The following is a 9,773-nucleotide window of genomic DNA, read 5'->3' on the forward strand; positions in this document are numbered from 1 at the left end:
GACCACGATGTCCGGCCGGCAGGCCGACACCAGATGGCCCCGGCGCCGCCGCGGTTACTCGGCGGCGGCCCTGGTGGCGCCCATGGTGCTGTCGGCCACGGAGTGGACGGTCTCGGTGACGGCCCTGGCGCCCTCCCCGGTGGTGTTGCCCACCAGCGGGGAGATCTCGTCGCCGGAGGCGGAGCGGACGATCGGGGCGACGGCCCCGGCGACCGGCGCGGCCTCGGCCGGCGACAGGGTGCCCACCAGCGGGGCGACGGTGCCCGCCCGCTCGGCGCCCTGCGGGACGGCCTGGTTCACCGCGTCGACGAGGCCGCCGACCTCCGGCTGCCCCCCGGTAAGCCCCTGGACCGCCGCCGCGGGGACCTGACCCGCCTGACCGGCCTGGCCCGCCTGACGGGCCTCGGCGGCCCGCACGGCCGCGGCGGCCAGGTCACCGAAACCGTCGGCGCCGTCGACCAGCATGTCCTCCCCCGTGGTGGAGCCGGTCAGCGGGCTGTCGAGGGCGATGCCGTCCGGTGAGACGCCGACGAGGTCCTCAACGGCGTCCGAGAGCGTCCCGAGCAGGCCGTCGACGCCGTCGTCGCGCCGGTCGGCGGCGGGGCCGCCGAAGGGGGTCTGACCGTTGAAGGGGCTCTGACCGTTGAAGGGGGCCTGGCCGTTGAAGGGGCTCTGGCCGTTGAAGGGGGCCTGGCCGCCTCCCAGCTCGATCCGCGGGTCCCGGCCGCCTCCCAGGGAGATCGGCCGGTCCTGCCCGTAGGACAGGGCGGACAGCATGTTCCGGCCGTCGAGCAGGCCGCCGGTGAGCCCCTCGACCGCCATGGAGACGTCCTCGGCCGCGTCCCGGCCGTCGAAGACGTCGCGCGCCTGCGCCTGGGCGGGGGCGCAGACCGCCGCCGCGAGACCGAACGCCGCCACGGCCACAGCCGCCTTGATGACTCGCTTCATGATTGCCTTCCCAGCTTTGTAATCGGCACGCTTGATTTCTTGGAATCGTCAGGAAAAAGCGGGCCTGAGACCCGATATCACCGGCGGGCGCGATTTGGAGGGCTACACGAAACGCGCCGGCCGGAAGCTGCACCGGCATTTGTATCACCGCCCCGAGCGGCCCCCAAGTCCGCCCGCGATGATCGGATCTTCCTTGCGGGCCGAGGCTGGGACCCCAACAGAGCAGCGCCGGGCGGGTCCTGAGACCTGCCCGGCGCTGCCGGTATATGCGGAAATAGTCCTGCGAAGGATTACGCTCCGCTCATCCTTATGCCGCAAAACCACTGGGGCCCGGAGCACATTTTCGCGCCGCCGGGGACGGGAAACCGGGAAAGAGGCGGGAAAAAGAGTCCGCGGGTCACGGCGTCAGATTTTCCGGTTGCCGGGCACCCGCTTGACCGAGCGGATCAGGCGGACAGCCGCTGGGAGGCCGCCACCGGCTCGAAGGGTCCCGCGGACTCGGCGGACTCGGCAGGCCCGGAGAGGTCGGAGAATCCGGAGAGGGAGAGGTCGGAAAGTTCGGCGGGGTCGAAGGGGAAGCGCTCGGCGAACGCCGGCCGGAGGTCGGTGAGCCAGGTGGCGGTGGGGTCGTACCGCGCGAAGAAGGGACGCCCGACCAGCTCGGGATCGCGCGCCTGGATGAGGTGGAGCACGAAGACCTTCTGCCCGGCGATCTCGGTGACGCCGTCCACGCAGACCTTGCCGGGCGTGGCCGACATGGAGGGGCCCCGCACCGTGCGGCACAGCCCCGAAACGCTCGCGTACGCGTCCCTGAAGATCTCGTAGGCCCGGGCGAGCGGGACCGCGAAGTAGTCCTGCGGCCCGGTGTCCCGTTCGACGAACATGTAGTAGGGCACCATGCCCATCGTGAGCTGCCTGCGCCACATGGACGACCAGATCTCGGGGGCGTCGTTGACCGTCCTGATCAACGGCGCCTGGGTCCTGATCACCGCGCCGGTGGCGAGGATCCCGGCCACGGCGGCTTCGGCGACGGGCGACTCCATCTCCCTCGGGTGAGAGAAGTGCGCCATGAAGGCCAGGTTCTTGCCCGCGTCCACCACCGAGGCGAACAGGCGCAGCGTGTCGTCGGCATCGGGGTCGGAGACGAAGCGCTGCGGCCAGTAGGCCAGCGACTTGGTGCCGATGCGGATGGATTCGAGCTGCTCCACCTCCAGCAGCGGCTCCAGGTAGCGGCGGAGCACCGGCTCACTCATGATCATCGGATCGCCACCGGTGAACAGCACGCTGGTCACCTGAGGGTTGTCCTTCAGGTAGGCGATGAGGTCGCCGATGTCGTCGGAGGCGAACTTGAGGTCGGGCTCGCCGATGAACTGCGCCCACCGGAAGCAGTAGGTGCAGTAGGCGTGACAGGTCTGGCCCTGCTTGGGGAAGAAGAGGACTGTCTCTGGATATTTGTGCTGCATGCCCGGCACCGGCTCCTGGCCGATCCGCGGGACGTTGAGGTCGAGCTGTCCGGCCGGGTGCGGGTTGAGCCGCATCCTGACCTCGCGTGCCGCCGCCTGGATTTCCGCGTTCGGCGCGCCCGCTCCCAGGAGACCTGCGAGTCTGGTGACGTCCGGCTCGGGCAGCATGTCCGCCTGGGGGAAGACCAGACGGTATATGGGGTCATCGGGTATGGCCGACCAGTCGATGAGCTGATCCACCACGTAGGCGTTGGTACGGAAGGGCAGCACGGTCGCCACCGCTCTGATCCGGAGCCGCTCCTCGTCCCCGAGGCCCGCCCGTCGCAACAGGTCGTCCAGATGCTTGGCGGTGTAGGCCCGGAACCCCCGAGTAGAGCCTTCCTTCAAGATCACTAAGTCTTTCCTCCGATTTTTGTCGATCTACACGTAAACCTCTCCAGCCAGTCGCGCGTCTACCGCGCTTATATAAGCGGACGTAGTCACCCCTGCAGCCGGTTCCACTCATCAGTAAGTTCCCAGGTAAAGTTCCTATCGCGATATATCTCGACTGGACGTACAATCCCCTCATGACCCCCCGCGACCCCGCTCCGCCGAGCCCCTCCGTCCCGGTCTCGCCACGTCCCCGCGTCCCCGCCCTGCGCGCCTCCGACGCCGACCGCGACCGGGTGGCCACGGTGCTGGCCGAGGCACTCGCCACCGGCCGGCTGACCAGCGTCGAGCACGCCGACCGGCTGCAGGCGACCTACGACTCCGTGACCGTGGACGACCTCGTCCCGATCACCCTCGACCTGCCCGACGTCACCGCCACCGGCAGCGGCCCCGCCACCGTCCGGCAGGAGGTGAGCGCCGTCTTCAGCAAGGTCCTGCGGGGCGGGCGCTGGATCGCCGGCCGCCACACGACGCTGAACGCCACGTTCGGCGCGCTGATCGTCGACCTGTCCGACGCGGTGCTCCCCGGCCGTGAGATCACCCTTGAGGTCAACGCCTACTGCGGCAAGCTGATCGTCCGGGTCCCCAAGAACGCCCACGTCATCGACGAGGTCAGCGCGCTGTTCGCCAAGCGGCACATCTCCGGCGACCCCGGCGACGCGGGTGGCCCGGTCATCCGGGTCGTCGGCCGGACCACCTTCGGCAAGGTTGTCGTCGCGCGGGAGAGGAGCGACTGGAATCTCCCCGACAGGCCCTGATCCCCGGTGGACCCATCCGGTGCCGGCCCCGCCTACGATGCGGACAAACCATCCCGCACGAGGTGACCGCTTGCCTGATACCGACCCTCCCGGCGTCATGCCGATCGCCCTGGACGCGATGGGAGGCGACCACGCCCCGGACGAGATCGTGGCGGGCGCCGTCCACGCGGTGCGGGAGCACGGGATCCCCGTCGTCCTCGTCGGCGAGCCCCGCCCCCTCATGGAGGCGCTCGCCCTGCACGACGCGCTCACCGAGATCCCGATCATCCGGGCCGAGGAGGAGCTGGCCATGGACGAGGGCGCCCTCGCCAGTCTCCGCCGCCCACGCTCCAGCATCGCCGTCGCCTGCCATCTCGTACGGCGGGGCGACGCCTCCGCCGTGGTCTCCGCCGGATCCACCGCCGGGATCGTGGCCACCGGAAAACTCCGGCTCCGCAGCCAGACCGGGGTGCTCAGGCCCGCCATCACCGTCGCCCTGCCCACCCGGCCCACCCCCACCGTCCTGCTGGACGCGGGCGCCAACGCCGAGGTGAAGCCGGAGATGCTGGTGCAGTTCGCCCACCTCGGCGCGGCCTACGCGGAGACCGTCCTGGACGTCGCCGAACCCAAGATCGGCCTGCTGACCATCGGCAGCGAGCCGGGGAAGGGCAACAAGCTCGTCAAACGGGCACACGAGCTGCTGTCGGCCGCCCCCGGCCTGGACTTCGCCGGCAACGTCGAAGGGCACGACCTGCTCACCGGGGCCGTGGACGTCATCGTCACCGACGGCTTCACCGGCAACGTGGCGCTCAAGACCATGGAGGGCAGCGTCCGCTACGCCTTCGCCGAGCTCCGCGAGACGATCAACGAGAGCCGCGCGGCCCGGCTGGGCGGGATGCTGCAGCGCAAGCGCGTCAAGGAGCTCAACCAGCGACTGGACCCCGAGGTCCACGGCGGGGCCGTACTGCTCGGCCTGAACGGCACCGTGGTCATCGCGCACGGCTCCTCGCAGGCCAGAGGGGTGAGCGCCGCCTGCGTGCTGGCCGCCCGGCTGGCCCGGCAAGGCGTGGTCGCCCGCATCGGCGAACGCCTGAGCGCCGCCCATCGGCCGCACCGCCTCTGGTGACCATCGGCCGCGCCGCCCCAGGATGGACCACCGCCGAGGAGCCCGGCGCACCCCTCATGACTCCGGCTGCGCCGCCTGGGAGCCCGGCCTCTCCGGCCGCGCCGCCGGCGGCTTTCAAGATCATGTAATCGCCCGAAATATCGCCGGCTCACGACCGGCCAAACGATACCCTTAGGTCATGACCGACCCGCAGCACGCCCTCACCGAGCGCGTCCAGCAGGCGCTGGCCGCCGCCTTCGGTGCGGACTACGCCGACGCAGACCCGCTGATCCGTCCCTCCCAGTTCGCCGACTACCAGGCGAACGTGGCGATGAGCCTGAGCAAGCGGCTGCGACGGGCCCCGCGGGAGGTCGCCCAGGAGATCGCCGACCACCTCACCGGCCGCGCCGGCGACGCGCAGGGGGAGCCCTTCCCCGGCACCGTCGAGGTCAGCGGTCCCGGCTTCCTGAACATCACGCTGTCCGACGACTGGATCACCGCCCAGACCGCCGGGATCCTGGCCGACCCGCGCAGCGGCGTCGCCCTCGTCGCCTCGCCGCAGACCGTCGTGGTCGACTACTCCGCGCCCAACGCGGCCAAGGAGATGCACGTCGGCCACCTGCGCACGACCATCGTCGGCGACGCCCTGGTCCGCGTGCACGAACACGTCGGCAACAAGGTCATCCGGCAGAACCACCTGGGCGACTGGGGCACCCCGTTCGGCATGCTCATCGAGCACCTGCTGGACATCGGCGAGGAGACCGCCGTGGCCCAGCTCGAGGCGGGCGAGGGCAACGCCTACTACCAGGCGGCCCGCGCCAAGTTCGACAGCGACCCGGAGTTCAACAAGCGCGCCCGCACGCGGGTGGTGACCCTCCAGGCCGAAGAGCCGGAGACCATGCGCCTGTGGCACATCTTCATGGACGCCACGGTCCGCTACTTCAACAAGGTCTACCACCAGCTCGGCGTGACGCTGACCGACGGCGACATCGCCGGCGAGAGCATGTACAACCACATGCTCGCCAAGGTCTGCGACGAGCTCCAGGAGCGTGGCATCGCGGTCGTCAGCGACGGCGCGCTCTGCGTCTTCCCGCCCGGCTTCACCGGCCGCGAGGACCAGCCGCTGCCGTTCATGATCCGCAAGAGCGACGGCGGATACGGCTACGCCACCACCGACATGGCCACCATCCACTACCGCGTCCAGGACCTCAAGGCCGACCGGATCCTCTACGTGATCGGGGCGACCCAGGCCCTGCACATGTCGATGCTGTTCGCCTCCGCCAGGATGGCCGGCTGGCTGCCCGACCACGTCCGCGCCGAGCACGTCCAGATCGGCAGCGTGCTGGGTAGCGACGGCAAGATGTTCAAGACCCGCAGCGGCGAGTCCATCAAGCTGCTGCAGCTGCTCGACGAGGCCGAGACCCGTGCCGCCGCCGTGCTCGCCGACCGCGACTACGACGACACCACGCGCGGCGTGATCGGGCACGCCGTCGGCATGGGCGCGGTCAAATACGCCGACCTGTCGGTCAGCCACGACAGCGAATACGTCTTCGACTTCGACCGGATGCTCGCGCTGACCGGCAACACCGGCCCCTACCTCCAGTACGCCACCGCCCGCATCCGCTCCATCTTCCGCAAGGCGGACACCGACCCGGCCAAGGCGACCGGCCCGATCGTGCTCGGCCACCCCGCCGAACGCGCCCTGGCCCTGCAGCTCCTCGGCTTCGGCGCGATCGTGGAGGAGGTGGCCGAGAGCTCCGTGCCGCACCGGCTCGCCAACTACCTGTTCGAGACCGCGAGCGCCTTCACCACCTTCTACGAGAACTGCCCCGTCCTGAAGGACGACGTCGACCCGGCCACGCGCGCCTCCCGGCTCGCCCTGTGCGCGCTCACCCTGCGCGTGCTGGAGACCGGCCTGAGCCTGCTGGGCGTCCCGGTCCCCGAACGCATGTGAGCTATCCGCCGGATGATCGCCTTGATTCACCAAATCGAGGCGATCATCCGGCAAAATTGGGTTCGGCGCGCCTCCCGACAGGGATGACCGAAGCGCACTACGCTGGCGCGGTCACCGGTCACAACTTCGGAGAGTTCTCTGCCTTGAGCACCGACCTGACCGCGAGTCCCCACATCGGGACGGAGCTGCACCGCTACGCCGAGGCACTCCTGGCGAATCTGACCGCCGACGCAGCCCTCTCCACGGCGCCACCGAAGTTCCCGGACGTGACCGACCACTGGCTGGCCCCGGCGGTCGAGGCCCTCACCCTGCTCATGCGCGGCGAAGACGCGCTCGACCCACTCGGCCGCGCCGCCCAGCTCGACGAGCAGCGGACCGCGCTCTTCCTCTGCCTGGCCCTGGCCGTCGCCGGCCGGGGCGACCAGATCCACGCCTCCTGGCTGGGCATCGCCTTCGGCGGGCTGTCCGCCGACAGGCCGGTGACCCACGGCCAGCGTGCGCTCTGGCTCGCCGCCGCCAAGGGAGCGTACGGCCCCGCAGGCAAGATCTTCGTGCTCCGCAGGCTCGACTCGGTGGCCACGCCCTCGGAGGTCGAGCCCGACCGGTGGTTGAGCGCGATGACCCCGCACGAGCCCTCGATGGTGGTGCCGCCGTCCCTGGTCGACTTCCCCGAGCTCGCCGAGCTCCCCGAACTGGCCGGGCCCGTCCAGGCCGCCGACCAGCTGGCCCGCCTGCTCGGCCGCTGCGTCGAGATCACCTCGACCCGGGAGAGCACCGGAACGGAGCCGACTGGCCGCGCGGGCAGACCCGCCGCCGCGTGGATCGAGGGTGAGCCGCTCGCGGTGCTGCGTCACCTGATCGGCTCAGACGTCGCCGAGCGCCCGACCGACTCGCTCACCGGTCACCTGCTCACCGATCTGCGTCCCGGCTCCGATCCGCACCTGGCCGCCATCGCCCTGCACATGGCCGCGCCGACCGTGCGGGCCGCCGCCGAGGGCCTGGTGCTGGCCACCCAGGTGGATCCGCCGGAATCGGTCACCATGCCGCTGCTCGGGCACCGTGTGGTGCTCCGCCCCGAGGGCCCTGACCCCGAGTCGCTGGCCGCCGCCGAAGAGCGGATCAGCGTCGAAGGCGTGCCCGCCCGCGGCCGCCCCTGGCTCGCCTACGCGCTGCTCGCCCTGGGCGTGGCAGCCCTGGTGGCCGCGCTCGTCACCCCCGTGACGCTGCCGCTGGCGGCGCTCGCGCTGGCCCTGGTGGCCGCGGGAGGCCACCAGCTCTGGCGCCGGCGCAGGCACGAGCGGGCAGACGCCGAATATGTCACCGCGCAGCTCTCCGAGCTGCGCGAGCTGGCCGACAGCGCTGTGTGGGCACTGCACGAATACGCCCGCGAGAGCGACAAGCGCGCCCAGACCGCCGCCTCGGACCTGGCCGAACTGACCCGTGTGCTCCGCAGGGGCCCCCGCGCAAGATAGCCGGAGCACCAGCCGGGAGCGCACCGGGAGCGCCCCAGCGCCACGGAGGAGGCCGCAGGGCGCCGGCCGCGGCGCAGGGGGGCATGGGCATGGGAGCGGTGAAGATCGCATGCCACGGCCGTCCCGGTGGCCCGGGATCAGCCGGTGGTGATCTCCACCTCTGCCGGAGCCAGCAGGAAGACCTTCTCCGCGATGCGCTCTATCCGGCCCTCACAGCCGTAGGCCAGGCCCGCGGCGAAGTCGACCATCCGCGTGGCCTCGGCAGTGCTCATGACGTTGACGTCCATGATGACGGTCTGGCCGTCGCGGAAGTGCTGTCCGATGATCGGAGCGTCGTTGTACTTCCTGGGCGTCAGCATCACGATCCGCGAAGGCTCGCTCATCGAGCGCCAGCGCTTGGCCGCACGCTCCGAAGCGGGCTGCCAGTCCTCGCCCTCGCCTTCGACGTCGTCCTCGTAGTCATAGGACTCGTCGTAATCCTCTGCTCCGCCTAGGCCAAGGTAGGTCGCCACCTTGCGCACTGCCCCCATCGGCTCGTCCTTTCCTCAGGACCACGCCGCATCCGGCTTGTCCTACACCTTGGACGGTAACCGACGCCCAGAAGTTCGCCGCGCGACACGCCCAACGCTTATTCCCACTTTGTACGGCTAGCGCACTGGTTTGCCTGGCCCGCACACCCGCTTTCAGCCGAATATTGTCGATCAGTTAAAATTACGTCATGCACATCTATACGGTCGATTCATTTACCGACCAATTTTCCAAGGGTAACCCTGCGGGGGTCTGTCTACTCGACAATCCGGTTCCGGATGCCTGGATGCAGTCCATCGCAGCGGAGATGAGGCACTCCGAGACGGCCTTCGTGCTTGAAGGGGAAGACGGCGAGCCGTATTCACTCCGTTGGTTCACGCCGGCGACCGAGGTGGCACTGTGCGGACACGCCACCTTGGCCACGGCGCACGTCCTGTATTCCACCGGATCGGCCCCGGAAACCCTTGAGTTCTCAACGAAGAGCGGGATCCTGTCCGTGACCAGGGACGGAGCCGGTCTGATCACCATGGATTTCCCGGCGAAGATGCTCGAAGCGGTGAGCCCGCCGGAGGGTCTGCTGGACGCACTGGGGGTCGTCAGTCCTCTCTGGGTCGGCAAGAACGAGTGGGACTATCTCGTGGAGGTCGAGTCCGAGGAGGCCGTACAGAGCCTCGCTCCTGACTTCCTCATGCTGGAGAAGGTGGACGCCCGAGGGGTCATCGTGACCGCCCCCGCGTCGCGGTCCGGCATCGACTATGTCTCCCGTTTCTTCGCCCCCAAAGTCGGCGTCCCCGAGGACCCGGTGACCGGCTCCGCCCACTGCGCCCTGGCCCCTTACTGGACGGGCAAGCTCGGCCCCGACTCCCTGATCGGCGCCCAGCTCTCCCAGCGGGGCGGTGTGGTCCACACGACCCTGCGGGGCGACCGGGTCCGGCTGGCCGGGCATGCGGTGACCGTGCTCTCCGGCGAGCTTCACGTCTGAAGGCCCGCGGGGGAAGGCATGGTGGCGCCCCGCCCCACCCGGACCGGCCGTCAAGCCCCCGGAACGCAGGAAAGGCCACCCCCGAAGGGATGGCCTTTCCTGAATGATTGTCCGGCGGCGACCTACTCTCCCACACCGTCCCCGGTGCAGTACCA

General features: G+C 70.1%; 8 protein-coding genes. 5 read left to right on the plus strand and 3 right to left on the minus strand.

Features of this window, described 5'->3' with window-relative positions:
- Positions 1-54: 54 nt before the first annotated feature.
- A complete protein-coding gene (locus ACWDS7_RS43030; protein ID WP_451933986.1) occupies positions 55-948 on the minus strand; it encodes a hypothetical protein in 894 nt (297 codons plus the stop codon).
- A gap of 446 nt (positions 949-1,394) precedes the next feature.
- Entirely contained in the window at positions 1,395-2,801 is a 1,407-nt protein-coding gene (locus ACWDS7_RS43035; RefSeq protein WP_451933992.1) for a KamA family radical SAM protein, read from the minus strand.
- A gap of 176 nt (positions 2,802-2,977) precedes the next feature.
- On the opposite strand from ACWDS7_RS43035, the gene ACWDS7_RS43040 reads away from it, so the two are divergent.
- From ACWDS7_RS43040 to ACWDS7_RS43055, 4 genes are all read left to right on the plus strand, one after another.
- Complete coding sequence (locus ACWDS7_RS43040) at positions 2,978-3,598, plus strand: DUF1707 SHOCT-like domain-containing protein (RefSeq protein WP_451933987.1); 621 nt, start codon at positions 2,978-2,980, stop codon at positions 3,596-3,598.
- A 70-nt stretch (positions 3,599-3,668) separates the two neighbouring features.
- Positions 3,669-4,703, plus strand: coding sequence for a phosphate acyltransferase PlsX (gene plsX, locus ACWDS7_RS43045; RefSeq protein ID WP_451933988.1), 1,035 nt, complete (start codon positions 3,669-3,671; stop codon positions 4,701-4,703).
- Between the two features lie 178 nt (positions 4,704-4,881).
- A complete protein-coding gene (argS, locus tag ACWDS7_RS43050; RefSeq protein ID WP_451933989.1) occupies positions 4,882-6,636 on the plus strand; it encodes an arginine--tRNA ligase in 1,755 nt (584 codons plus the stop codon).
- Positions 6,637-6,779: 143 nt separating this feature from the next.
- Positions 6,780-8,108, plus strand: coding sequence for a hypothetical protein (locus ACWDS7_RS43055; RefSeq protein WP_451933990.1), 1,329 nt, complete (start codon positions 6,780-6,782; stop codon positions 8,106-8,108).
- A 137-nt stretch (positions 8,109-8,245) separates the two neighbouring features.
- On the opposite strand, the gene ACWDS7_RS43060 is transcribed toward ACWDS7_RS43055, so the two are convergent.
- Positions 8,246-8,638, minus strand: a complete 393-nt coding sequence (locus tag ACWDS7_RS43060) for a cell division protein SepF (RefSeq protein WP_306862840.1) — start codon at positions 8,636-8,638, stop codon at positions 8,246-8,248.
- Positions 8,639-8,826: 188 nt separating this feature from the next.
- Here ACWDS7_RS43060 and ACWDS7_RS43065 point away from each other — a divergent pair, with 188 nt between their 5' ends.
- A complete protein-coding gene (locus tag ACWDS7_RS43065) occupies positions 8,827-9,618 on the plus strand; it encodes a PhzF family phenazine biosynthesis protein (RefSeq protein ID WP_451933991.1) in 792 nt (263 codons plus the stop codon).
- Positions 9,619-9,773: the final 155 nt, after the last annotated feature.

The sequence above is a fragment of the Streptosporangium sp. NPDC003464 genome (assembly GCF_053588315.1).

What these genes read in the sequence shown, in the direction of transcription:
- ACWDS7_RS43030 (WP_451933986.1), bottom strand. Translation starts at nt 948, where the DNA reads ATGAAGCGAGTCATCAAGGCGGCTGTGGCCGTGGCGGCGTTCGGTCTC.
- ACWDS7_RS43060 (WP_306862840.1), bottom strand. Translation starts at nt 8,638, where the DNA reads ATGGGGGCAGTGCGCAAGGTGGCGACCTACCTTGGCCTAGGCGGAGCA.
- ACWDS7_RS43065 (WP_451933991.1), top strand. Translation starts at nt 8,827, where the DNA reads ATGCACATCTATACGGTCGATTCATTTACCGACCAATTTTCCAAGGGT.
- ACWDS7_RS43040 (WP_451933987.1), top strand. Translation starts at nt 2,978, where the DNA reads ATGACCCCCCGCGACCCCGCTCCGCCGAGCCCCTCCGTCCCGGTCTCG.
- argS (WP_451933989.1), top strand. Translation starts at nt 4,882, where the DNA reads ATGACCGACCCGCAGCACGCCCTCACCGAGCGCGTCCAGCAGGCGCTG.